Source organism: Acinetobacter sp. VT 511, assembly GCF_001077515.1.
Taxonomy (GTDB): Bacteria; Pseudomonadota; Gammaproteobacteria; order Pseudomonadales; family Moraxellaceae; genus Acinetobacter; species Acinetobacter schindleri.
In genome coordinates, this window is the sequence record NZ_LFRE01000047.1 from 66,518 (window position 1) to 91,180 (window position 24,663).

Below are 24,663 nucleotides of genomic sequence, written 5' to 3' on the forward strand. Positions count from 1 at the left end.
TTTTTATGCATATTCAATCAAGTAAATACTACAAAGTTTTTAAGCTCCTATACTCAATACTTCTTACTCATCTCGGAAAGCAGATCGAGTTGTATTTCCTGTATCTGAGCCAGTCTTTCCCACTGATGCTGAAGAAGATGATCGAGTTTTTCATGTAAATGCTGGATTTCAAGTTCAGCTTTGAGGTTGATTTGATAATCATTTTGGGAACGTAATCTGTCTTTGGCTTCTTGCCGATTTTGGCTCATTATAATGACCGGTGCCTGAATCGCTGCAATACAGGAAAGTATCAGATTTAAAAGAATAAAGGGATAAGGATCAACCGGTTTGGTTACGATAACCATCGTATTCATTCCGATCCAGAAAGTAATAAAAACAGTAAAACAGATCAGAAATGACCAGCTTCCACCAAAAGAAGCAATTTTATCAGCCAATCTTTCACCAAAAGTCCACTTTTGTTCCAACGAGGCTTCTACATCTTTAGTAATCAGCTCATGATGGCGCATGCTCTTGATCACTTCATATTCAAGATTAGTGACTTCACCCTTTTCAGACTTTAACAATGCATGAACATACTGTACGCGATATTTGATCAAATCTGCCTGGCAAATATAATGATCAGGTGACCAGTCTGGAATATCTTTAGCAATCTCTTCGGTAATGACTTTTCTCACCGTTCCCATCGGGGTAAGATTTTTTAAGGAATAATATTTTCCACATACCAAGCATGGATAAGTTGCATTTTTTTCTTTCATGATTATTCTCTTTATCGTGACGCCAGCTCAACAATAAATTTGCTCTAAATTATTATTTGTATTGGTAATTTTAGTAACAAATATAAAAGTTAAGCTCTGTTATTCGTTTATAGGTCATATAGATAAGCGAGTTTCTAGCCCACCTCTTCATAGACCGTCACATTTTCTTAAAGAAGAGGGTTGATAATAGATGTTATAATTTTACTATCTTCAAATATCCTGTTTTTTCCGGGAGTGCTAATAAAATAGATAAGGTTGCTGGTCATTCCCATTCTTTTATGGCTAATTTAAAAGCTTAAAATAAAAATATTCATTAAGGTCATGTTATGGAAACAGTTATAATTCTTGTCATATTAGCGGTTATTACCGTACTACTGATTATTTTTTACAACAAGAAAAAATAATCGGCGTGCTTTTCTTTAGACAGTCGTTAAACTAGCATATATATCTGACAATTTTCTAATTTATGAAACCAGTTATCTTTTGCTTTTATAAGGGACTAATCTGATTGCAACTCCGTTTTAGACCGACAAAACATGTGCTACACATCAGCACAACTGCTAAAGGTTTAACCCTAGAAAAAACTTCGTTTAATATACCAGCATATGCTTCCACTCCTCTTTTTAAACCCTATTTTGCACAAGGTTTAACATCAGGATTTATAGCACTGCGTTAAGTTTAACCTGTGGGTACTGGAGTTGATGGTCATATTCAAATGCCGGATGTGACCAGATCTCATGCATTGGAATTTTGACATCTAAAGCCAACGGTAACTTTTTGGGATTAAACTGCATCTGACTTAAATCACTGCCCCAGGCAATCAGATCGATATCCAGACTGATCTGATGTGAGGGACGCACTCGTCCTGAATCCGCTTCCATCTGTTTAAGCTGCTGAAGCATTTCTTCAACTGTCATTTCAACCTGTAATAGACATGCTGAATTCCAGTAATTCTCACCAATCCCGTCACGACACGGAATAATATAGATGGGAGAGAATTGAACTTCTCCCCAAGTAGAAATGCGTTGTTGTGCAGCTTGAAAATGTTGCTGAGGATGACAATTACTCGCCAGTGCTAAGGCGAATATCGTTTCGGTGGCGTTCAAGACGTATCCCTACAGAATTGGCTTGCGCGATAATGGCAGGCTTACGAATAGTAATCTTAATCGATTCAATTGCTGTAAAGGTAGTAAAAAGTGCGTTTAGCACTAACTTTGCTGCATGTTCAATCAATTCTGGCTGTGCCTGCTGAATTACCTGTGCGGAAATTTCACAGATCTCGGCATAATTTAGTGTATCTGCCAAGGCATCAGAATTGGATGCCTGTTCCAAATCTGTCTGAATAACCAAGTCCAGCATTAAAGGCTGAATAATCTGACGTTCCCAGTCAAAACAGCCAATTACTGTTTCAACCTTCAAACCTTCAATGATAATTGCGTCCATATTTCTGCTCAGGAGTTTTAAAATCACTTCAATAATCTCCCTAAGTCTCTCTTTATGAAAAAGGGACTTCTACATCTCGAAGTATTTTTATGAGCGTGTAGCTCCTCCCTTTTTCAAAGGGAGGTTGGGAGGAATCCATCTTTTAGAATTAATGCTTCAACAATAAATTCGGGTCAATTGTCTGAATCATCTGTAAGCGCTGATCCGCATAGATATCGGTATATGGCGCAAGGATACGCATGAAACGGTCGAAATACAGCATTTGCTTGAACAGCAAGGCAAAGTCACGTGGGAAGCGAATACCATGACGCTCACCAACGGCGACCATATCCATCATGACGTCATTAAGGTCACTTGGATTGGAACTCAGCAATTCTTGTGGATCCGCCATAATTACCCCACTAAATAAACGCTCGAGATCTGCGGCTAATACTTTCGTGTCAATGGCAACAGCAGTCATGCCCATTTTCAGCATGTTTTCTGCCATCAGATCATAATTGGTATTTTGCAGTGCATCCATAAAGGCCATACATGCTGTCCAGACTTCCGGATTCAGCTGACCGACAATACCAAAATCGATAAAACCAACACGGCCATCTTCGAGTAGCATCAGATTACCGGCATGCAAGTCTGCATGGAAACTTTCACACATCATCAGGCTGCCAAACCAGGTATTCATTGCAGTAATCAGCACCTGAGAAGGATCTTTAGCCACTTTCTTCACTACATCAAAATCAGTCAATGACACGCCATACAAACGCTGCATGGTCAGTACACGACGCGTAGAATACTGATGATAGACTTTTGGTGCTGTCGCTGCACGATTATTGGTGACATTCAGATAATTAACGAAGTCATCCAGATTTTTTGCTTCTTCAATAAAGTCAACTTCACGTACCATACGTGTTTTGATTTCTTCAACGATATCTGCCAAAGAGGCAAATTTTACTTTCGGCACAGCTTTCTCAAGCAGTTTGGTTGCCCAATGTAGTACGTTCAGATCCGTATAAAGAATGGTTTCTACACCTGGCTTTTGTACCTTAATCACCACATCTTCGCCAGAAACCAGTTTGGCAGCATGTACTTGTGCAATAGATGCTGAAGCCAATGGCGTTCCCTCGATCGAGGCAAAGATTTCATCCAGATTACGGCCTTCAAACTCAGATGCCAGCACCTGCTGTACATAGCTAAATGGCAGGCTTGGGGTTTGATCTAGACAACCCTGAAATTCCTCGACAAACTCACGAGGAAATAAAGAGGGTGTAGAGGCAATAAACTGCCCTAATTTGATATATGTTGAACCTAAGGATTCAAAGGTTTCACGCATCAGTTTAGCATTACTTGGTTTTTCAGTCGCATACTTGATGCCTGCACGTGCAGCAATGACGGCAGTTTCACCGACACGTGCCACAGAACGCAAACTATCCAGGAAGATATTATTTTTCATAATGTCAGCATAATTTCAAATTTTCTCGAGTGTAACAAATATTCAGGCTGATCTGTTCTATCTTGCCTGACAAATTGGACAATTCGCCTCTTTCTCAAATTTGAGAATACGTTGCTGCATGCTCTGACCATCCCATAACAGCAGCTTTTGTCGCAATGGCATTTTTCCAAGTCCCAGATAAAGCAAAGCATGATGTGCTTGCAGACTTGCCATGACATTCGGTGTTGTCGCCAGCACACCAGAATCCGCACAGCGCATGGCTGTATCAGTTTGATCTTCTTGCGGGAAAAGGCAGTTATAGCAGGCAGAATCACCTTCCACCATAAACAGTTGGCCTTGTAGACCAATCGCAGATGCGCTGATCAATGCTACATCAAACTGTCGACAGATTTGATTCACCAGATAACGGGTTTCAAATTGATCACATCCATCCAAAACCAAATCCTGATGCTGAATCAGGTCTTGTGCATTATCGATAGATATTGCCTGATTATAATAATCAATTTGCACATGCGGATTAATCTGTTGTAAACGTTTCGCTAGCGTTTCTGCTTTATAAAAGCCGATATCTTGTGGGGTAAATGCGAGTTGACGCTGCAGATTACTGATCTCAATCGTGTCTGGATCAATCAGGGTAATTTTTCCCACACCTGCACGGGCAAGTAACTCCGCGAGTGCGCAGCCAATTCCCCCACAACCAATAATACAAATATCGGAAAATTTTAGTTTTTCCTGTGCTTCGATGTCCCAGCCTTCTAACAGGATTTGACGTGCATACAAATGCATTTCCGCATCGGTGAGTTCGAATTCAGTGTTTAAAGCGTCTACCACTATACCGTCCGTATCAGATAGGAAGAAAAGATCAGATTTTCATTGATTTCATCGAGAGAATTCATTTTAATAATTTCATGAATAACAATAATTTTGAGAATAATGAAATTAGATTTTTCTCTGGATGCAGCCATCATTGTAACAATAATCTCAGTATTATTGTTTATGATTGGACAGGCATATTTATCCAGCTTTCTTGGGATGTTTGGTGCAGACCTGGCAGTGCTGAATTTGTCTGTTCAGGATAAGCTTTATTGGGGATTCAGTAAAAGCATTCAGGACATTATTAATCTGCTTGCAGGATTTATTATTTTCTTTATTGTTATTCCCTATGTTTTCAGACAATTGGGCGGTAGTCATTGGTTGCTTAAAATAATTCGTAAAATAAGATGCGAAATAAAAACCAACAAGGCTTACACTCCTCAGATTCATAATTCTTCTATTGAAAAAAGATCGAACGAAATTTGGATTACCGTTTATTTATTTGGTATGCATGTTTTATAGCAATCGTAGGTACTGTTTACTATATTGTGCATATACAAAATTATGCCAAAGAAGCAGCTAATAAAGCTTTGCTTAATTCCCACAACTTTAAACAGGTAGAAATTAAACAAAAGCCTAACCAAGAAGCCTATAAAATTCTCTGTGGTCAAAATCTTTGTGCCGTTCTTATGGTCAATGGAAAACAAAAAATCCCTGCACTATATTGACCCGAAAGATATCACGTTTTTCTTAAATTAAATCTTCCATAAAGTCGACTGAATCCTTAACCCGGATCTCCTTTTCTGTTTATTTGCTTCAAAAATTCGGTTGATGCTTTCTTAAAGAATAAGTACTTAAACTGGCTAAAAGTCTCTTTTTAAAAAATATAAAATCAGGTATTTGTTTTGAAACACTCAAAAACGTCTACAATTTGTAATTACAATGAAATCTCAAAATTAACTAATTAATTTAACTTACAATAATGTTGCAGAACTTATCATTATTTTTATGCTTTGCTTACTCCGAATCTCCTATTAGCTTCTATCTAAAAAATTTATCGGATAATTTTTACTGTGCTGTAACTAAAACCTGTTTAATGGTAATTCGTGTAGTGCTCTTCTCAATTTAAGTATGTAAATGTACGAGTTCAGTGAGAGTTACAGCATCCTGCTATAAATATGATTAAGCTGCTTAACGTTATCCAAATTTAACCTTTTACAAGAATATGGAGCAGCATATGACAGAACAATATTCAGAACACAATGACCGTGAAAAATTATGGGAACTCATTAAAGATGTGCGTTTCACTATGATCAGCCATCAGGCTGAAACTCAAGAAATTCACTCCCAGCCAATGACCATGCTTAATTCAGAAAAAATGCATGAAAGTCAGAATCTGTATTTCATCATGAAAGACACTAATGATATTGTCCAAGCAATTAATGCAGGTCGTCAGCATCTTGGTTTGTCCTTTGCCAAACCATCAGATGATATCTATGTCTCTATCAGTGCTCATGGCGAAATCAGTACCGACCGTATCCTGATTGAAGAATTATGGAACCCTTGGGCAGAAAACTGGTTTGAAGGCAAGGATGATCCGAGTGTACGTGTGCTTATTGCCAAAGCAGTCAGCGCAGAGTACTGGAATGTGAAGGACAATAAAGTTACTCATCTACTAAAAGTCTTAAAAGGCAATATTACTGGCAAGCCTGAAGAGCCAGATACTGATCATGCAAAAGTACAATTATAAAAATTAAAGCGAATTTATTTATCATTTAGCCTCTTATCTAAGAGGCTAAATTTTTGCATGTTGAAAGTATATTTTTAGTTTAGTAGAAGCTCATTTCGAAAAAAGTTGAATTCTTTTTAATCCATTACACTTATTTTAGGATCAGCATTAACCGGTAACTTAAGGAATTAATATAGCTTAGGCTATTTTGCTGCCATCCTAATTGCTCCATCTAAACGAATGACTTCACCATTCAGATAGGTATTTTCAAGAATATGCCCAACTAATTTTGCATACTCAGATGGCTTAGCTAAACGTGGAGGAAACGGCACCATCTGCCCAAGAGAATCCTGTACATTCTGCGGCAAACCTTTTAGCATCGGTGTTTCCATAATTCCCGGAGCAATCGTCATGACACGAATCGCATTTTTAGCGAGTTCACGTGCCAGTGGTAAAGTCATGGCAACTACTGCCCCTTTAGATGCGGAATAAGCAGCCTGTCCAATCTGTCCATCGAATGCAGCTACAGAGGCGGTATTGATGATCACACCACGTTCCTCTTCGCCCTGTTTTAATTCATATTTTGAAATTAGCTCAGCAGCATAGCGCAGCATATTAAATGTGCCCGTGACATTGATATTCAGCACACGCTGGAACATTGCCAAGTCATGCAATCCATCACGACCAAGTACTTTAGCAGACGGCGCAATACCTGCACAGTTTACCAATCCATTGAGTTGCCCATGCGTCTGTTCTAATATCTTAAAAAATTCACTGGCAGCTGTTTCATCAGTCACATCTAATTGCTGGAATTGCACCTGTTCCCCAAGTTCTTGTGCAAGACTCTGCCCAAGTTCAAGATTCATATCGACCAGTACGACTTGAGCGCCCTGCTCAACCAGATAGCGTGACGTTTCGGCACCGAGTCCTGAAGCTCCACCCGTCACTACAAAGACTTTATTTTGAATATCCATAGCTCATCCATGTCATTTTGAATTTTTCTTAGACTAATCTTTGCCCAAATAGGAAGCAAATCAAACTATGACCGCAGCAGTTTAATTATCAATTAAAAATATTTTATTAGACTTAAAAACGATTAATATCAGCTTTTTATATTTAAGTTTTTAATTTTACAGAACATCTGGTTTTCAAGCTTTATCACCAAATAAAATGAGACTCTACGGTCATCCCAATTTCTTTGTATTTATCGTTAATTTAGATTATTTTTCACACAATTTGATGCATCTATTTAGTTGCTCATTCCTCTCCCTACTTAAGGTACTCTTATGTTAAACATGACTGATGTTCTTGGCCAAAACCTGGTTCAAAACTTCTCTAATGCTTTATTTCATTCTGCGGACCTTCTTTCTGAACAGCTCAATCAAGGGATTTTGAACGCATCTGATTCAGCTTTGAAAGATGCAGTGGTGACTTTCCTCAATCGTATCGATGTTCTTGACGCGGCGGCGGCACTTGAAATCTCTGCTGAACGTATTGAAAGCCTGAAGCAAGGGATTGCATTGAAAGATGAACAGTTCATTGCAGATACATTAAAAGTGGTAACCCTATGTCTGGCAATGGAAACCAATACACTGGATCAGGTTGAAGTTTCTGACTGTCTACAAGATTATCCAATGTAAAAATATAAATAAAAAAGCGACCTTGAGGGTCGCTTTTTTATAGAGGTTTATCCTCTACAGAATCAATGCAATGAGATTTAAAGATATTTGCTTATCAAATCCAGCCATAATCTTGTAGAAATTTCAGCTAAGTCTAAAAAAATCACCTTCATTACAATTAGATTAATTATAAACAATAACTTATTAAAATTTACACCTTTATATTTTATTTGTTGATTTGATTATCTGTTTTTCTTTTTTGTCTGTTTATTCATTTACCGCTATTTATGTCGAAAATTTCCTAAATAAATTTGAGCTCCTCATGAAAAAAACTTTAGCAACAACAAAATTAGGCTTAATTACTATTTCTATCTCTCTAGTGAGCGGGTTGACAGCAGCAGCAATTCCAAGCGAATTAAAACTGGATTACGCTTATTATGCACCTACCAGCTTGGTGGTTAAGGAGCAAAAACTACTGGAAAAAGCACTGCCTAAAACCAAAATTAAATGGGTATTTAGCCAAGGCAGTAATCGCTCGCTTGAATATCTAAACAGTGGTAGTACAGATTTTGCTTCAACCGCAGGTTTGGCGGCAGTACTTAGCCGTGCCAATGGTAGCCCAATCAAAACGGTTTATGTTCAAAGCCAGCCTGAATGGACTGCGTTGGTCGTTAACAAAGATTCCAATATCAAATCTCTCAAGGATTTAAAAGGCAAGAAAATTGCTGCCACCAAAGGCACCGATCCATTTCTGTTTACGCTACAGGCTTTAGATACCGTCGGCTTGGGTAAACGTGATGTTGAGCTGGTACACCTGCAACACCCAGATGGAAAAATAGCTTTAGAGCGTAAACAGGTTGATGCTTGGGCGGGTCTTGATCCGTTGATGGCTTCTGCGCAGGTGCAGTCGGGTGCGAAATTGCTGTATCGCAATGTCGGCTTTAACTCATATAGTGTACTCAGTATTAAAGAAAACTTCGCCAAGCAAAGTCCTGAAGCCGTTGATGCAGTCATTAAAGTCTATGAACAGGCGCGTAAATGGGCCAAAGCCAATCCGGATAAGCTGGCTGAACTGTTAGCTCGTGAAGCCAAACTGCCAATTGAAGTGGCGAAATTACAGCTAAGCCGTACTAATCTGGATCAAAACATTCCAACAGCAAAACATATTGCTGCATTACAAAAAGCAGGTTCTATTCTGACTGAAGAAGATTTGGTACGTAAAGGCACCAATGTCAATCAGGTCGTAACTCAACTCTTTGATAGCAAATATGCGCAAAAGGTTGTTAAGAAGTAATGTCTGCACCAAACACTATCTCCGAACAACTTGTGAAGGAAGATCAACCTAAATCTGTTGCCCTTCCCCGTGGTATTCGTCTGTTGAAAGGGATCACCATTCCGGTGATCCTGATCTTGTCATGTGAAATTATAGTTCGCAATGGTGTAATTGAGCCTTATTTACTGCCTGCACCCAGCAGTTTATGGCAGTCTCTGACCGAACTGGCTGAAGGTGATCTATGGCAGCATCTCTGGGCAAGTAGCTGGCGTGTCTTTTTAGGCTTTGGTATTGGTAGTGGCTTGGGCTTAGTTTTTGCGATCTTAGTCGGGTTAAATCGTCATGCCGAAGACTTCCTGGAACCAACATTTTCTGCAATCAAATCTATTCCGAGTTTGGCCTGGATTCCACTTTTGTTACTATGGTTAGGCATTGATGAAGGTTCCAAGATTACCTTGATTGCAATTGGTGCCTTCTTCCCTACTTATACCAATACCGTTGCTGCAATTCAGGGCGTGGATCGCAAGCTGATTGAAGTGGCCAGAGTCTACCGGCTGAAATATTGGCAACAGATTCATCAGATTGTGTTACCTGCGGCATCACCGGGAATTCTCACAGGTTTAAGAAACAGCTTAAGCTTGTCCTGGATGCTTATGATTGCAGCAGAACTGATTGCAGCGACTCAAGGGATTGGCTATTTACTCAGTGATGGCCGGGAGACCTCTCGACCGGATATTGTAATTATTGCCATTATTCTACTGGCAGTGTTGGGTAAGATTACTGACAGTATTATGAAGTTATTTGAACATCGTCTGCTGCGCTGGCGCGATGTCATCAAAAAATCCTGAAACTAAAAAAGCGACCTTGAAGGTCGCTTTTTTTATTAAAAACAAAATTTGGAAAATCAATGTGGCCACTGAGCCAAGGTCACTCGGTCATTACCGCCATAATCTTTCACTGTACGGACCTGTTTATAACCAGCTTGAGTAAACAGATGACGAACCGCATCCCCCTGATCATAGCCGTGCTCAAGCACAACCCAGCCATTTACGGTCAGATGTTTTTTACCTTGAGCGATGATCTGTTCTAAATCAGCCAAACCTTTATTGTCTGCTACTAAAGCACGTTCTGGCTCAGTCACCAGATCATGCATATGCTCATCGGCTGCATCAATATACGGTGGATTGGAAACAATCACATCAAAGAACTGACGCCCCAATGGTTTGAACCATGAACCCAATACGAACTGTACCCGCAACAAGTCATGCTGTTCAGCATTGAACTTGGCCACCTCTAGAGTCGGTTCATAAATATCAGTTGCAGTAACTGACCATGCTGGACGTTCCGAAGCCAAGGATAAGGCAATCGCACCAGTACCTGTCCCCAGATCTACCACACGGGCATCTTCAGGCAAGTCCAGCTTAAGTACAGTTTCAACCAATACTTCTGTATCGGGACGTGGCACCAATGTGTCTTTGGTGACTTTCAGATCCAGTGTCCAGAACGGTTGTGAACCAGTCACATAAGCCAATGGCTCACCCGCAGCAATCCTCGCCAGGCCATCAACATAAGCCTGTTCCTGTTCAGGCGTCAGTTCCTGATCCTTTTTCATCACCAGATCAAAAGAATCAATCTTGGTAATGTGTTCCAACAGCCAGGCATTTTCCTGACGTTCATAACTTTCAGGTTCACCACGTAAAGCCAATGCTTCTTGAATGTTCATTAGCCACCATTCTGCTGTGCAAGCATGGCCAACTGATCGGCTTGATATTCACGATGCAGACTATCTAATAATTCAGTCAAATCACCTTCCATTACAGCATCCAGCTTATATAAAGTCAGGTTAATACGGTGATCGGTCATACGGCCTTGTGGATAGTTATAAGTCCGGATACGTTCTGAACGGTCACCCGAACCGACCAGGTCACGGCGCATTTCAGAAGTCGCTGCATCTGCTGCGGCACGTTTGGCATTTTCCAGACGTGAAACCAATAAAGCCATCGCTTTGGCTTTGTTTTTATGCTGTGAACGTTCATCCTGACATTCCACCACAGTACCGGTTGGAATGTGCGTAATACGCACCGCAGAGTCAGTTTTGTTAATGTGCTGACCACCGGCACCTGATGCACGGTAAGTATCAATACGCAGATCAGCCGGGTTAATGTCGACTGATGTATCTACATCCACTTCTGGAAGAATTGCCACAGTACATGCTGAGGTATGTACACGACCTTGCGATTCTGTTGCAGGCACACGTTGTACACGGTGTGCACCACTTTCAAATTTCAGGCGACCATAGACGCCTTCACCATTGACCAGGCAGATCACTTCTTTATAACCGCCGTGTTCACCTTCATTTTCAGACAGAATTTCGATACGCCAGCCTTGAGATTCCGCATATTTGCTATACATACGGAACAAATCACCCGAGAAGATCGCAGCTTCATCACCACCGGTTCCGGCACGGATTTCCAAATAAGCAGAGTTGGCATCATTCGGATCTTTTGGAATCATCAGGATGTTCAGGTCAGCTTCAAGCGATTCAATTAAAGCTTTATTCTCTTTAATTTCTTCCTGTGCCATTTCTTTAAAGTCAGGATCGCTCAGCATGGCTTGAGCAGTCTCAATATCTTCTTCAGCCTGTTTATACTTGGTCCATACTTCAGTAATTTCGGTCAGATCATTGTGCTCGCGGGAAAGCTGGCGAAAGCGTTTATTATCTGAAATGACTTCCGCATCTGCCAATAAGGCAGTGAGTTCTTCGTGACGGTCGGAGAGCTGGTCTAATCGTAAACGTAACGATTCTTTCATTTTTTAAAGTATCTCAAACAAAGGCTATAGCTAAATAAAGGTCTTAGCACAGCGAAATCAAAAATTGCGCCTAGTTTAACGATTCTCAGGCATAAAGAACATCTTTATTCAGTACAAGCTTTCTGCGGCTAAAGCATCCAGATAAGCATCTCTCTTAAGATCCAAATTAAGGCTAATGCCTCTTTTTTAATCAATTTAATCCGCATTCTTTACTTATTTTACAAACTCGCAAATAAAGCATCTAAATATGGAGATCTTTCTTCACAATGTAATGACGATTTTTTGTTACATTTTCTGCCATCGAAACACAATATAATCCGATCACGGATATGGAGTTCCAGCATGAAACTGAGCGCAGTTTTATTAAGTACCGCTTTAGCCGCAGGGTCAATGATGACCGTTAATGCTCATGCCGACAGCACTGCTCGTGTTGCTGCTGCAAGTGCATTAGGTAGTGTGGCTGGTACAGCTTTGGGTAAAAACATGGGGGGCAACACAGGTGCAACAATTGGTGCAGCACTTGGCGGTGCTGGTGGTGCAGCTGTAGCAAGTAACAAGAAGAACCGTACTGAGTCTGCCATTGGTGGCGCTTTAGGTGGCGGTGCAGGTTATAGCGTAGGTAAAAGCATGGGTGGCTCTAACGGTGGTTACATCGGTTCTGCGTTAGGGGCAGCAGGTGGTGCAGCTTTAGGCAATAAAATTGCCAAAGACAAAACAGCAGACCGTCGAGCTGAAAAACGTGCGAAACACTGGAAAAAGCGCTACCGTTAATTCAGCCTTTATAGGCTCTCAATTGCATCTTACATTTGATATAAAAAGCACCTTCGGGTGCTTTTTTAATTGCTCATAAATGAATCTAACTGCTTGTAATACGTGAAAAATATTGTTTATTAATTATGAATAAATTAAGGAGATAAAAAACACATTTCATCTACAGACTCTCCATGCTGTTTCGCTCTTGCTAGATTAAATTTAACTCATAGACAAATACAGCCATATATATAAAAGGTGTACTCATGAACTACAAATCTCTAATGATCGCGGTTGTTGCTACCTCAGCTATGGGCATGGGTATGACAACAGCGAATGCGGGTAATACAACGAATACTGCTCTTGCTTCTGCACTTGGTGGCGTAGTTGGTGCTGCAGTAGGTAATAGAGTTGGTGGTACAACTGGCGCAACAATCGGTTCTGCAATCGGTGGTGGTGCAGGTGCAGCCATTTCAGCGAATAAACGTGACCGTAACGGTGCCATTATTGGTGGCGCACTGGGTGGCGGTGCAGGTTATGCCGTAGGTAAAAATATGGGTGGTAACAATGGTGGCCTGATTGGTGCAGCATTGGGTTCTGCGGGTGGTTCTGCACTTGGCAAGAAAGTAAGTGAAGACCGTCGTTATGATGACCGTTATGACCGCCGTTATAATTCCTCACGTAATTACCGTTATAACGACTATCGCTATAACAACCGTGGCCGTCGTTAAGCGTTCAATACAAAGCTTAATCTCTTTTACAACCTTCCCTCTTTTGAGCATCTTCGGATGCTTATTTTTTTGCCTATACATTTCGTTTACACTTATATCGTTTTTTTTCGATATACAAATCCGGTTGAACATCGTATGCTCTTAGTCATGTCAAATAAAGAGTAATATTATGCGTACGCTTAACGATACTCAGTTCTCCATTCTTGAACTGGTTCCTGTTCGTGACGATAAAACCATTCAATTCTCCCTGCAACATGCTCTGGAACTGGCACAAACCGCAGAAAAGCTGGGTTACCGCCGCATGTGGTTAGCTGAGCATCATAATATGGATGGTATTGCCAGTTCAGCAACCGCTGTCCTGCTTGGCTATTTACTGGCAAATACTAAAACCTTAACTTTAGGCTCAGGTGGCATTATGTTGCCGAATCATGCACCTTTAGTCGTAGCTGAGCAGTTTGGTACTTTAGCGACTTTATATCCTGAGCGTGTTGAACTTGGTCTGGGACGTGCACCCGGCACCGATCAGATGACCATGCGTGCTTTGCGTCGCGGTCGTCAGGAAACTGAAGATCAGTTCCCTCAAGATGTACTAGAAATTTTGCAGTACTTTAAAGATCCGATTCCGGGCCAACGCATTGTAGCTACTCCGGGTCAAAGTACTCATGTTCCGGTTTGGCTGCTTGGTTCTAGCCTGTTTAGTGCTCAGTTGGCAGCGAAACTTGGCCTGCCGTATTCCTTTGCTTCGCATTTTGCCCCACGTATGCTGGGCCAGGCTATTCAGTTATATCGTGAAAACTTTGAACCGTCTGAATACCTGGATCGTCCTTATGTTTCTATGGGCGTACCGACCTGTGTCGCAGATACGGATGAAGAAGCTCAATATCTGGCAACCAGCGCCTACCAGCGTGTACTTTCCCTGATTCGTGGTCAAAGCCTGAAACTGAAAGCACCTATTGATTCAATGGAAGGACTCTGGTCACCACCTGAAAAAATGTCCGTTGATAATTTCTTTGCCATGGCACAGGTCGGTTCCAAGGAAACAGTCAAGGCAGGACTGGAAGCACTTTTAGCCAAATATGATGTAGATGAATTTATTTTTACTTGTGATATCTATGACACTGAAAAACGTCTATATAACTTCGATTTGTTAATGCAGGCTAAGCAGGGCTTATAAAATTTCCCTTTTATAAATATCTTTCAATAAACCGCTGCCAGTCAGCGGTTTCTTTTTAGGAGGTAATCCATTGCTTTATTAAATGCAATCTGCATTCAAATAAAAAAACTAACAATTATACGTTCAGGATAAAAACATCAATCATTATATTAACAAACCGACTGCAACCTTTGTTGCAGCAGGTTGGACACTTTAATTATTGGCGCTATTACTTACGATATTAAACTGTATGAACACAACCTTTAAAAAGCTCAAGAAAAATTACATCAATATAATTCCGAAAATCCATAACTGAAGTGGATGTTAAAATGTCGAATTATTGATGACTCGAGATTCCATGAAAGTGACTTTACGCCCCTGCCGATATTGTCTATATCTATCACAACAGAATAAAAATTAAATAATTACAGGATATCAATATGGGCGTTAAGCAGGATACAGGTGCCGGTATTTTTCAAAACAACCCTGAGCACTTTAAAAGCTTTAATGGGACTAAAGTCGATTCTGCCGCCCTTAAAGATATGGATTTTCAGGATTTAAATGTGGCAGTAATTGGGCTTGACCAGTTTAGTGTGAGTCATCTTGACCGCATTTGCCAGCAAGCGGCATCTGTTAAAGTCTTTCAGATTGAACCGCAATTTGTGATGCCGAGTACCAGCCGCACGCTTCAACGCGTATTGAATCATCCGCTAATCAGCAAAAATAAAAATCTCATTAGTAACCGGATTAAAGGGTTATTGTCTTTACGCTTTTTAGAACAGCAGGTCAAAAATCCCTGGTTAAGACGCCAGCTCATGCCTAATCTGGCAGCCTCTAATCGTCATTACTTTAAGTCAGATAGCTTCTATATCGCCCTGCAACGTGAAAACTGCCAGCTTATTACTTGGCCAATTTTGAAAATTTCTGATCATGCAATTCATTGCATACATGGTGAAAATTATCCGGTTGAGGTCATTATTCAAACCTTTAAATAAAAATCTATTTATTTTTTTCTGATATATATTCCATAAAAAATACTAAAAAAGAATAAAGCCCTAAATTTTATTGATCGATTTTTATACAATTTTAGCATCAAAATACGTCTATATTTTTTCTATGAGGTATTTCGTAGCGAAATAGTACCGATTGATATCAACTATCTTATCATCGTTAATTCCTATCATTAATTATTTTAATATATAAATTTTGATAACCAATGGAGTCAAAAACCAGCTTTGACTCCATGAACTAGGACTTTATCCAATACGACGTTTTAAACCGGTCATTTGCAGTACACGCGTCGAGATTTCTTCAATCGACATCTCGGAAACATTCAGATATTTAATACCCTCTGAAATGTAAATTCCTTCAATCGCACGCAGTTCCATCTGGCACTGACTAAAGCTGGCATAACGGCTATTTGCCTTACGTTCAGTACGGATTGCCACAAGGCGATCAGCATCAATCATAAGGCCGAAAAGCTTGTTTTTATGCGGGCGCAGCACGGCTGGCAGACGGTTATCATCCAGATCTTCTTCAGTCAGTGGGTAGTTTGCAACACGAATTCCAAACTGTAGAGAAAGATAAATCGAAGTCGGTGTTTTACCAGAACGTGATACCCCAATCAGGATCAGATCGGCCTTGTCATAATGACGAGTACGCGCGCCATCATCATTATCCAGAGCAAAATGTACAGCATCAATACGCGCTTTATAGGAAGCAGAGTCGGTTACCGCATGAGTTTGTCCTACCAGCGTCGTTGGATCTGTACCTAGCTCTTCGGATAGTTTACTAATAAGCCCTTCAAATACATCAAGATTTACTGCATTAGCCGTATTAATAATATCACGCACATATGGGTCCACCAAAGTATCAAAAACCAGTGGTTTCTGTCCTTCCTCGTGGGCACGTGCATTGATCTCGGCAACGACATTGGTCGCAGCTTCTTCGGAGCTTATATAGGGAATGATATGTATATCAAAATCGACATGAGGGAACTGTGCCAAAAGTGAGTGTCCCAGCGTCTCTGCGGTGATCGCAGTACCATCAGAAATGAAGAAAACACTACGCTTTATCTGTTTACCTTCCGACATTAAAATTCTCCTCAAACATTTGTCTTCGTACTATATAATCTTTATAGTAAACCGATCTTACATGACTGTCGCTTAGTAAAATCATCCACCTAGGTGATTTGCTATACTCTCATGCCAAGATAATGATTAATACTGCAAAAGTGGAGTAACAACTTTGGAAGCGCGCGTAATTGGTCTGGAAAAATTAGGGAAACACGATGTTGAGCTTGTTGGTGGGAAAAACTCATCTTTGGGCGAAATGATCAGCCACCTAGCAAACGCTGGCGTATCTGTACCAGGCGGTTTTGCAACAACTGCTGGTGCATATCGTGAATTTCTCGAGCAAAGCGGCCTAAACGCTAAAATCAATGCAGAGCTTGCTAGCCTAAACGTTGATGATGTAAACGCTCTTGCTGAAACTGGCGCTAAAATTCGCCAATGGATTGTAGAGACTCCGCTTACTGCAGCATTAGAACAAGAAGTTCGTGCAGCATTTGACGCACTTTCTAACGGCAACCCTGACATCGCGGTTGCCGTTCGTTCATCTGCAACTGCAGAAGATTTACCAGACGCGTCTTTTGCTGGTCAGCAAGAAACTTTCTTGAACATCCGTGGCATCGACAATGTATTGATCGCGATCAAAGAAGTTTTCGCATCTTTATACAATGACCGCGCAATCTCTTACCGTGTACACCAAAACTTTGCCCATGACGTGGTTGCCCTTTCTGCTGGCGTACAACGTATGGTTCGCTCTGAAACTGGCGCAGCTGGTGTAATGTTCACACTGGATACTGAATCAGGCTTCCGTGATGCAGTATTCATCACCGCTTCTTACGGTCTGGGTGAAATGGTTGTACAGGGCGCAGTTAACCCAGACGAATTCTATATCTCTAAACCACTTCTAAATGCTGGTAAGCACGCGATCCTGCGTCGCAATCTTGGTTCTAAACACCAGAAAATGATTTATGGTGAAGAAGGCGCTGCTGGTAAATCAGTAGTTGTGGTAGATGTTGAAAAAGCTGAACGTCAACAGTTCGCTTTAAATGACCAGGAACTTCAAGAACTAGCTAAACAAGCACTGATCATTGAAAAACACTACGGTGCGCCAATGGACATCGAGTGGGCAAAAGACGGTGATGACGGCAAACTGTACATCGTTCAGGCGCGCCCTGAAACTGTAAAAAGCCGTGAAAACGTTGGTACGATGGAACGTTACCTGTTGAAACAGAAAGGTACGGTAGTATGTGAAGGCCGTTCAATCGGTCAACGTATCGGTTCTGGTAAAGTCCGCATCGTAACGTCGATCAAAGAAATGGATAAAGTACAAGACGGTGACGTACTTGTATCTGATATGACTGACCCGGACTGGGAACCGGTGATGAAACGTGCTGCTGCAATTGTGACCAATCGTGGTGGTCGTACTTGTCACGCTGCAATCATTGCACGTGAACTGGGTGTTCCAGCAATCGTTGGTTGTGGTAATGCAACTGAAGTACTGGTAGACGGTCAGGAAGTGACTGTATCTTGTGCTGAAGGTGATACTGGTTTTATCTACGAAGGCGCGCTTGATTTTGAAGTTCAAACGAACTCGATCGAATCTATGCCTGAACTTCCATTCAAAGTCATGATGAACGTAGGTAACCCGGATCGTGCATTTGACTTCGCACAAATTCCGAACGAAGGTATTGGTCTTGCTCGTCTTGAGTTCATCATTAACCGCATGATCGGTGTACATCCTAAAGCATTGCTGAACATTGACAGTCTGCCTCGTGAAACGCGTGCTGCTGTGATGGCGCGTACTGCGGGTTATGCATCTCCAATCGAATTCTATGTGGAAAAACTGGTTGAAGGTATTTCTACCCTTGCTGCTGCATTCGCTGACAAGCCAGTGATCGTACGTATGTCTGACTTCAAGTCAAACGAATATGCGAACCTGATTGGTGGCAAGTTGTATGAACCAGAAGAAGAAAACCCGATGCTGGGCTTCCGTGGTGCAAGCCGCTACGTTTCTGACAACTTCCGTGACTGCTTCGAACTTGAATGCCGTGCACTGAAAAAAGTTCGTGACGAAATGGGTTTGACCAACGTACAAATTATGATTCCTTTCGTACGTACTGTAAACGAAGCGAAACGTGTCATTGAGCTACTGGCATTAAATGGCCTAAAACGTGGTGAAAATGGTCTAAAAGTTATCATGATGTGTGAATTGCCAACTAACGCGCTGTTAGCTGATCAGTTCCTTGAACACTTCGATGGCTTCTCTATCGGTTCTAACGACTTGACTCAGTTAACACTAGGTCTAGATCGTGACTCTGGTATCGTATCTCACCTGTTCGACGAACGTGATGCCGCTGTGAAAGTCCTTCTTTCTATGGCGATCCAGGCTTGCCGTAAAGCAGGTAAATATGTAGGTATCTGTGGTCAAGGTCCTTCAGATCACCCAGATCTTGCAAAATGGTTAATGGAACAAGGTATTGAATCTGTATCTCTAAACCCGGACTCAGTATTGGATACCTGGTTCTTCCTTGCTGATCAAGAAGCTAAATAAGCTGAAATTCAGTAAATAAAAAAGACCCTCAAATGAGGGTCTTTTTTATTTCAGTAATAAATTTTACATGAATTTAAGATATTAGATTTAACTAATCATCCCTTTGATATTTATCAGCAGAAAATTTTTCGTCATTACATTAAAATTACAGTTTTTAAACCATCAATTTTGGATACTTTATTTTTTGTAGATGGCTAAAAATTTGGATTTTTTTAGTTTCCTAAATCAAATTCGTTTTCTTTTGTGTTGTTTTGGTTGTACTTCACCTAAAAATGTCCGACATATGCGCATGTTTAGCTTAAGATTTTGTTTGTGTTATGGCTATAATTCAATAAAATCGAAGCTAAACCTTTTCAACGTACATTTTGAGATTCAGTCTTTATGCAGATTTACCTGGCACGAAATAATCAACAAGCTGGACCATATACGCTTGAACAGCTAAATCAGATGCTTGCAAGCCAGCAAGTATTATTGACTGATTTGGCCTGGCACCAAGGCATGACCGAATGGAAAGCTTTGGGTGAGCTCACGCAGGGTAAATTCGTTTATGAACCTGAAGGTTATATTCCACCTGCACCAGTTGCCGAGCCAGCAGCACCATTTGAGCAGCCTGCAGCACAAACCAATACTTATGCACGTCCTGCACCAAAAGCGAATACATCTGAACTGGCGAGTATTCCTGCACGTATTTTTGCCAAGTTCGTCGACCTGCTGCTCTGGATTCCAGCAACTTTCATTTTGACTGCCTTCTTCACAGCTGAAGAAAAACTGCGTTTTACCCAGCTAAATGAGCAGATCATGACGCAGGCTATGGGTGGCAGTGCAGATCAGAACCGCGTGCTGGAATTGCAGTCTCAAATGCTGGATATGTTCTCTACTCAGGCTTGGACAGCAGCAGGTTTATATCTGCTGATCATGCTGGTTATCCAAGGTTACCTGATTGCAAAATCTGGTCAAAGCATTGGTAAAAAACTGACTAAAATTAAGATTGTAGATGCTGAAACTGGTACTCAAACCTCACTCATGCGTGCCTTTACTTTGCGCAGTATCGTGTTCATTTTGCCTACAATTTATTTTATTCCATTGTTTTCGCTTGTGGACTGGATTTTCGGTTTGGGCAAAAACCGTCAGACTTTGCACGATAAACTGGCGAAAACCAAGGTGATCAAGCAATAAAATTAAGTTCTCTTTAAAGGGATGCTCTGCATCCCTTTTTTCGCTCATAACTTTGAAATTAAAATAAAATTACTATAAATATTCGACAATCCCGAGCAGTAAAATCGGTTTTTATTACAGTCATTTAAAGCCTCTTTATATATAGCTTAGTTTGTTGTAATCAGGCATAATGCCCTACAACGTAGCGGTGTCTCATGATTAGGAAGATTTTTTGTTAACAAATGAATCTTTTTAATCATGCGACACTTTAATCGCTATCCCATATTAATTTAGGGAATGGGACTCTTCACCGAGGTTGTAAAATGAGACAAACGATTTTAGCTGTATTGTCTTTATCTGCGATGTCCGCACTTTTAACAGGGTGTGGTGGTGATTTAGTACTTCTGAACTCTAAAGGTCCAGTTGCAGCAGGCCAAAGTAGCCTGATGATGACTGCGATTTACTTAATGCTTCTGGTGGTTATTCCATCAGCAATCATGGCATTATGGTTCGGTTGGAAATATCGCGCATCGAATAAAGACGCAGACTATAAACCTACTTGGGCACACTCTACTGCAATTGAAATTGTAGTTTGGGGTATCCCAGTTATTATTATTGCTATTCTTGCCTGGTTAACTTGGTGGGGTTCCCACAAGTACGACCCGTACCGTCCGCTTGAGGCTGACAAGGCACCATTGACCGTTCAAGTTATTGCTGAACAGTTCAAATGGGTCTTCATCTACCCAGAGCAAGGCATTGCGACTGTTAACGAAATCCGCTTCCCTGAGAAAACTCCGGTTAGCCTTCGTATCACTTCTAACTTCACGATGAACTCATTCTTCATCCCTGCGTTAGGTGGTCAGATCTATGCAATGGCGGGTATGCAAACTCACCTGAACCTGTTGGCAGATGAAACTAGCCCAGCTGAAGGCTACCGCGGTTTCTCTTCTAACTATTCTGGTTATGGCTTCTCACAAATGCGCTTTCGCGCTCACTCTGTGACTGATGCTCAGTTTGCTGAATGGGTTTCTGCTGTTCAAGCAGGTAATGGTACTTCAGTAAATCCAGAAGCAGTTCAAAAAACTGTTCTAGACCAGGCTGAATTCGCATCTCTGCGTGACGGCAACCGTGGTAAACACCAGATTGAAGCGCTGATCGCAAAAGCAAATACTCCTGAAGAGAAGGCTGCTGCTGAAGCTATGAAGCCTTACCCAACTAAGCCACATCCAGTGACTTATTACTCTTCTGTAGAGCAAGGTTTGTTTGAATCTGTGATTAATCACTACATGAGCAACTACCATGGTGCTGACCACTCAGCTTCTGCTGCAGAGCACGGTGTTGCGCACGAAGAAGCTGCTGCTTCTGAAGCACATGTAGCTGATGCACATGCGACTGCTTCTCAAGGGGAATAAGACATGAACTTATTAGGTAAGTTAGGTCCAGATGCAATTCCTTACGATCCAATCGTATTGGTTACTGTTGCAATGATGATCTTAGGCGGTATCGCAGTTGTTGCTGGTATCACCTACTTCAAAAAATGGGGCTACCTGTGGAACGAATGGTTCACATCTGTAGACCATAAAAAAATCGGTATCATGTATATCTTCGTGTCGATTATCATGCTTGTGCGTGGTTTCGCCGATGCGATCATGATGCGTCTTCAGCAGTTCCTTGCAAAAGGTGGTGGTGAAGGTTACTTGCACCCAGAACACTATGACCAGATCTTTACCGCGCACGGCGTGATCATGATCTTCTTCGTAGCAATGGGTCTTGTAGTTGGCTTAATGAACGTAGCTGTACCGCTTCAAATCGGTGCGCGTGACGTTGCCTTCCCATTATTAAACTCTCTGAGCTTCTGGCTTTTTGCTGGTGCTGCGGGTCTGATGATGGTGTCTCTGGCTCTTGGTGAGTTCGCTGCAACTGGTTGGATGGCATACCCTCCACTATCAGGCATTGAATATTCTCCAGGTGTTGGTGTTGACTACTATATCTGGGCACTTCAGGTTTCAGGTCTAGGTACGCTTCTTACTGGTGTTAACTTCTTTGTTACCATCATCAAAATGCGTGCGCCTGGCATGAAGATGATGGATATGCCGATTTTCACTTGGACTTCGCTTGTAACAGTTGTATTAATCGTTGCAACCTTCCCAGTGTTAACTGCAACACTTGCAATGCTGTCTCTTGACCGTTACTTCGGCTTCCACTTCTTCACAAATGACATGGGTGGTAGCCCAATGTTGTACGTGAACTTGATTTGGACTTGGGGTCACCCAGAAGTTTATATCTTGGTATTACCAGCTTTTGGTATTTACTCAGAAGTGACTTCAGTGTTCTCACGCAAAGCATTGTTCGGCTACAAATCTATGGTGTACGCAACTGTAGCAATTGGTGTTCTTTCACTGGTTGTTTGGGTTCACCACTTCTTTACAATGGGTGCTGGTGCCAACGTTAACGCGTTCTTCGGTATCATGACCATGATTATTGCGATCCCGACTGGTGTAAAAATCTTCTCTTGGTTGTTCACCATGTACAAGGGCCGCATCACTTACACCACTCCAATGCTATGGACACTTGGCTTCCTTGTGACTTTCGGTATCGGTGGTTTAACAGGTGTATTGATGGCAGTTCCACCAGCGGACTTCCTGGTACATAACTCTTTATTCCTGATCGCTCACTTCCATAACGTAATTATTGGCGGTGTAGTATTCGCAATGTTCGCAGGTATCATTTACTACTGGCCAAAAATGTTTGGTTGGAAGCTAAATGAAACTTGGGGTAAAGCAGCATTCTGGTTCTGGTTCTTCGGTTTCTACTTTGCATTCATGCCACTTTATATCCTTGGTTTCATGGGTATGACTCGTCGTCTGAATACATTTGACAACCCAGAATGGGACCCATATGTAAATATCGCGATGTTCGGTGCGATTCTTATTGCACTAGGTATTGCCTGCTTCATTATGCAGATCGTTGTTGGTTTCTTGCAACGCGAACAAAATATGGACTATACAGGCGATATCTGGGATGGTCGTACACTTGAGTGGGCTACTTCGTCTCCATCTCCATTCTATAACTTTGCTTATCTTCCAAAGATCAATGGTATTGATACTTTCTGGACTGACAAAGAGAATGGCGTTGCATACGCAAAACCAACCAAGTACGAAGACATCCATATGCCGACTAACCGTGCTGCTGGTTTCGTTATCGCCATGTTCATCACTGTTATGGGCTTCGCGTTAATCTGGCACATCTGGTGGTTAGTAGTTGTTACTTTCGTTGCATCTATCATCAGCTTCATCGTTTCTTCTTTCACCAAGAAAGTGGATTACTATGTTCCAGCTGCTGAAGTTGAGCGTATCGAAAGTGAACGCTATGCGATCCTTGAAAAACACTTGAAGAAGGACTAAGACCATGGCTGAAGTACTTCATCACGATAACCACGGACACGATGAGCATCATCATCACGATGATACTGACATCACTGTCTTTGGTTTCTGGACTTACTTGATGAGTGACCTTGTCCTTTTCGGTACACTCTTCATTGCATTCGCTGTTTTGAGTAGCCACATTCCTGTGGGCACTCCAAGTGCGAAAGATCTGTTTGGCGATTCTTTAGGTTTCGTTCTTACTGAAACCTTCGCCCTTCTGATCTCTTCTGTAACCTTTGGTTTTGCAGTTCTTGCTGCATACAAAAAAGACGTTGCAAAAGTACTGACTTGGTTAGCGATTACTTGGGTATTCGGTGCTATCTTCATCGGCATGGAACTATATGAGTTCAATCACTTAGTTCATGCGGGTCACGGTCCAAGCACAAGTGCGTTCTTATCTGCGTTCTTTACTTTGGTAGGTACGCACGGTATTCACGTAACTTCTGGTCTGGTCTGGATGATCGTGCTTATGATTCAAATCAAGAAATATGGTTTGACTCTTGCAAACACGCGTCGTCTAGCTTGCCTAAGCTTGTTCTGGCACTTCCTTGACATCGTATGGATCTGTGTATTCAGCGTAGTTTACTTGATGGGAGTTCTGTAATGAGTCATGATCATAACGCTGCTGGCGAATCACACGGTAACGTGAAGCAATACACTATCGGCTTCATCCTGTCTGTTATCCTTACTGTAGTTCCATTCGGTATGGTTATGGCGGGCGGTTTTGGCCGTGGTATCTTGATTACTGTCATCGCGATCACTGCGGTTGCTCAGATTCTTGTACAGCTGATTTACTTCCTGCACATGAACTCTTCTTCAGAGCAACGCTGGAACGTAATTGCATTTGTGTATACCATCTTAACCATTGCTATTCTTTTAGTAGGTTCTGTATGGATCATGAACTACCTTCACTACAACATGATGATCTAAACTGGTTGT

Annotated in this window: 24 protein-coding genes; 15 read left to right on the forward strand and 9 right to left on the reverse strand. The window is 41.5% G+C overall.

All coding sequences use genetic code 11. From position 1 onward, the window contains the following. Positions 1–53 precede the first annotated feature (53 nt). From ACS72_RS03675 to ACS72_RS03695, 5 genes are all read right to left on the reverse strand, one after another. On the reverse strand, positions 54–755 hold the full coding sequence (locus ACS72_RS03675; protein WP_048881257.1) for a DUF1003 domain-containing protein: 702 nt from the start codon (positions 753–755) through the stop codon (positions 54–56). 659 nt (positions 756–1,414) lie between these two features. Beyond that, complete coding sequence (locus ACS72_RS03680; protein WP_048881258.1) at positions 1,415–1,861, reverse strand: 2-amino-4-hydroxy-6-hydroxymethyldihydropteridine diphosphokinase; 447 nt, start codon at positions 1,859–1,861, stop codon at positions 1,415–1,417. Further along, positions 1,818–2,198 carry a dihydroneopterin aldolase gene (gene folB / locus ACS72_RS03685; protein WP_005222405.1) on the reverse strand — a complete coding sequence of 127 codons (381 nt, stop codon included), beginning with the start codon at positions 2,196–2,198 and terminating at the stop codon, positions 1,818–1,820. Before folB ends, ACS72_RS03680 begins: the two co-directional genes overlap by 44 nt. Positions 2,199–2,346: 148 nt before the next feature. After that, the gene (locus ACS72_RS03690) at positions 2,347–3,645 is read right to left on the reverse strand and encodes an AarF/ABC1/UbiB kinase family protein (protein ID WP_048881259.1); all 1,299 of its coding nucleotides are present in this window, start codon (positions 3,643–3,645) and stop codon (positions 2,347–2,349) included. 57 nt (positions 3,646–3,702) lie between these two features. After that, the gene (locus tag ACS72_RS03695; protein ID WP_171249840.1) at positions 3,703–4,431 is read right to left on the reverse strand and encodes a HesA/MoeB/ThiF family protein; all 729 of its coding nucleotides are present in this window, start codon (positions 4,429–4,431) and stop codon (positions 3,703–3,705) included. Positions 4,432–4,578: 147 nt separating this feature from the next. Here ACS72_RS03695 and ACS72_RS18640 point away from each other — a divergent pair, with 147 nt between their 5' ends. Together ACS72_RS18640 and ACS72_RS03705 are read left to right on the forward strand one after the other, a co-directional pair. Then, on the forward strand, positions 4,579–4,980 hold the full coding sequence (locus ACS72_RS18640; RefSeq protein WP_228156246.1) for a hypothetical protein: 402 nt from the start codon (positions 4,579–4,581) through the stop codon (positions 4,978–4,980). A gap of 715 nt (positions 4,981–5,695) precedes the next feature. Continuing rightward, positions 5,696–6,208 carry a pyridoxamine 5'-phosphate oxidase family protein gene (locus ACS72_RS03705; protein WP_004815728.1) on the forward strand — a complete coding sequence of 171 codons (513 nt, stop codon included), beginning with the start codon at positions 5,696–5,698 and terminating at the stop codon, positions 6,206–6,208. 182 nt (positions 6,209–6,390) lie between these two features. On the opposite strand, the gene ACS72_RS03710 is transcribed toward ACS72_RS03705, so the two are convergent. After that, complete coding sequence (locus ACS72_RS03710; RefSeq protein ID WP_048881261.1) at positions 6,391–7,161, reverse strand: 3-hydroxyacyl-CoA dehydrogenase; 771 nt, start codon at positions 7,159–7,161, stop codon at positions 6,391–6,393. Positions 7,162–7,473: 312 nt separating this feature from the next. Here ACS72_RS03710 and ACS72_RS03715 point away from each other — a divergent pair, with 312 nt between their 5' ends. From ACS72_RS03715 to ACS72_RS03725, 3 genes are all read left to right on the forward strand, one after another. Then, complete coding sequence (locus ACS72_RS03715; RefSeq protein ID WP_004815725.1) at positions 7,474–7,827, forward strand: hypothetical protein; 354 nt, start codon at positions 7,474–7,476, stop codon at positions 7,825–7,827. 301 nt (positions 7,828–8,128) lie between these two features. Further along, the gene (locus ACS72_RS03720; RefSeq protein ID WP_048881262.1) at positions 8,129–9,100 is read left to right on the forward strand and encodes an aliphatic sulfonate ABC transporter substrate-binding protein; all 972 of its coding nucleotides are present in this window, start codon (positions 8,129–8,131) and stop codon (positions 9,098–9,100) included. Then, on the forward strand, positions 9,100–9,927 hold the full coding sequence (locus tag ACS72_RS03725; RefSeq protein ID WP_048881263.1) for an ABC transporter permease: 828 nt from the start codon (positions 9,100–9,102) through the stop codon (positions 9,925–9,927). The genes ACS72_RS03720 and ACS72_RS03725 overlap by 1 nt, the downstream gene beginning before the upstream one ends. A 56-nt stretch (positions 9,928–9,983) precedes the next feature. Here the strand turns inward: ACS72_RS03725 and prmC are convergent, their stop codons facing one another. Together prmC and prfA are read right to left on the reverse strand one after the other, a co-directional pair. Further along, positions 9,984–10,802, reverse strand: coding sequence for a peptide chain release factor N(5)-glutamine methyltransferase (gene prmC, locus ACS72_RS03730; protein WP_048881264.1), 819 nt, complete (start codon positions 10,800–10,802; stop codon positions 9,984–9,986). Beyond that, positions 10,802–11,890, reverse strand: a complete 1,089-nt coding sequence (gene prfA, locus ACS72_RS03735; RefSeq protein ID WP_008304123.1) for a peptide chain release factor 1 — start codon at positions 11,888–11,890, stop codon at positions 10,802–10,804. The genes prmC and prfA overlap by 1 nt, the downstream gene beginning before the upstream one ends. Positions 11,891–12,232: 342 nt before the next feature. Here prfA and ACS72_RS03740 point away from each other — a divergent pair, with 342 nt between their 5' ends. From ACS72_RS03740 to ACS72_RS03755, 4 genes are all read left to right on the forward strand, one after another. Next, positions 12,233–12,661 carry a glycine zipper domain-containing protein gene (locus ACS72_RS03740; RefSeq protein ID WP_004815717.1) on the forward strand — a complete coding sequence of 143 codons (429 nt, stop codon included), beginning with the start codon at positions 12,233–12,235 and terminating at the stop codon, positions 12,659–12,661. A gap of 245 nt (positions 12,662–12,906) precedes the next feature. Continuing rightward, positions 12,907–13,371 carry a hypothetical protein gene (locus ACS72_RS03745; RefSeq protein ID WP_005222421.1) on the forward strand — a complete coding sequence of 155 codons (465 nt, stop codon included), beginning with the start codon at positions 12,907–12,909 and terminating at the stop codon, positions 13,369–13,371. 169 nt (positions 13,372–13,540) lie between these two features. Further along, entirely contained in the window at positions 13,541–14,545 is a 1,005-nt protein-coding gene (locus ACS72_RS03750) for an LLM class flavin-dependent oxidoreductase (protein ID WP_005222423.1), read from the forward strand. A 419-nt stretch (positions 14,546–14,964) separates the two neighbouring features. Further along, positions 14,965–15,519, forward strand: a complete 555-nt coding sequence (locus ACS72_RS03755) for a hypothetical protein (protein WP_048881265.1) — start codon at positions 14,965–14,967, stop codon at positions 15,517–15,519. A 261-nt stretch (positions 15,520–15,780) separates the two neighbouring features. Here ACS72_RS03755 and ACS72_RS03760 read toward each other — a convergent pair whose 3' ends face one another. After that, a complete protein-coding gene (locus ACS72_RS03760) occupies positions 15,781–16,617 on the reverse strand; it encodes a pyruvate, water dikinase regulatory protein (protein WP_004815709.1) in 837 nt (278 codons plus the stop codon). A gap of 154 nt (positions 16,618–16,771) precedes the next feature. On the opposite strand from ACS72_RS03760, the gene ppsA reads away from it, so the two are divergent. The 6 genes from ppsA to ACS72_RS03790 all read left to right on the forward strand — a co-directional run bounded on the left by ppsA (position 16,772) and on the right by ACS72_RS03790 (position 24,654). Beyond that, the gene (gene ppsA / locus ACS72_RS03765; RefSeq protein ID WP_004892929.1) at positions 16,772–19,144 is read left to right on the forward strand and encodes a phosphoenolpyruvate synthase; all 2,373 of its coding nucleotides are present in this window, start codon (positions 16,772–16,774) and stop codon (positions 19,142–19,144) included. A 381-nt stretch (positions 19,145–19,525) separates the two neighbouring features. Next, positions 19,526–20,320: an RDD family protein gene (locus tag ACS72_RS03770; RefSeq protein WP_048881266.1), complete on the forward strand. Its 795-nt coding sequence runs from the start codon at positions 19,526–19,528 to the stop codon at positions 20,318–20,320. Positions 20,321–20,622: 302 nt separating this feature from the next. After that, on the forward strand, positions 20,623–21,711 hold the full coding sequence (gene cyoA, locus ACS72_RS03775) for a ubiquinol oxidase subunit II (protein ID WP_048881267.1): 1,089 nt from the start codon (positions 20,623–20,625) through the stop codon (positions 21,709–21,711). Positions 21,712–21,714: 3 nt separating this feature from the next. Next, the gene (cyoB, locus tag ACS72_RS03780; protein ID WP_004815701.1) at positions 21,715–23,703 is read left to right on the forward strand and encodes a cytochrome o ubiquinol oxidase subunit I; all 1,989 of its coding nucleotides are present in this window, start codon (positions 21,715–21,717) and stop codon (positions 23,701–23,703) included. A gap of 4 nt (positions 23,704–23,707) precedes the next feature. Further along, positions 23,708–24,328 carry a cytochrome o ubiquinol oxidase subunit III gene (gene cyoC / locus ACS72_RS03785; protein ID WP_004815698.1) on the forward strand — a complete coding sequence of 207 codons (621 nt, stop codon included), beginning with the start codon at positions 23,708–23,710 and terminating at the stop codon, positions 24,326–24,328. Beyond that, complete coding sequence (locus ACS72_RS03790) at positions 24,328–24,654, forward strand: cytochrome o ubiquinol oxidase subunit IV (RefSeq protein ID WP_048881268.1); 327 nt, start codon at positions 24,328–24,330, stop codon at positions 24,652–24,654. The genes cyoC and ACS72_RS03790 overlap by 1 nt, the downstream gene beginning before the upstream one ends. The last annotated feature ends 9 nt before the right edge of the window (positions 24,655–24,663 follow it).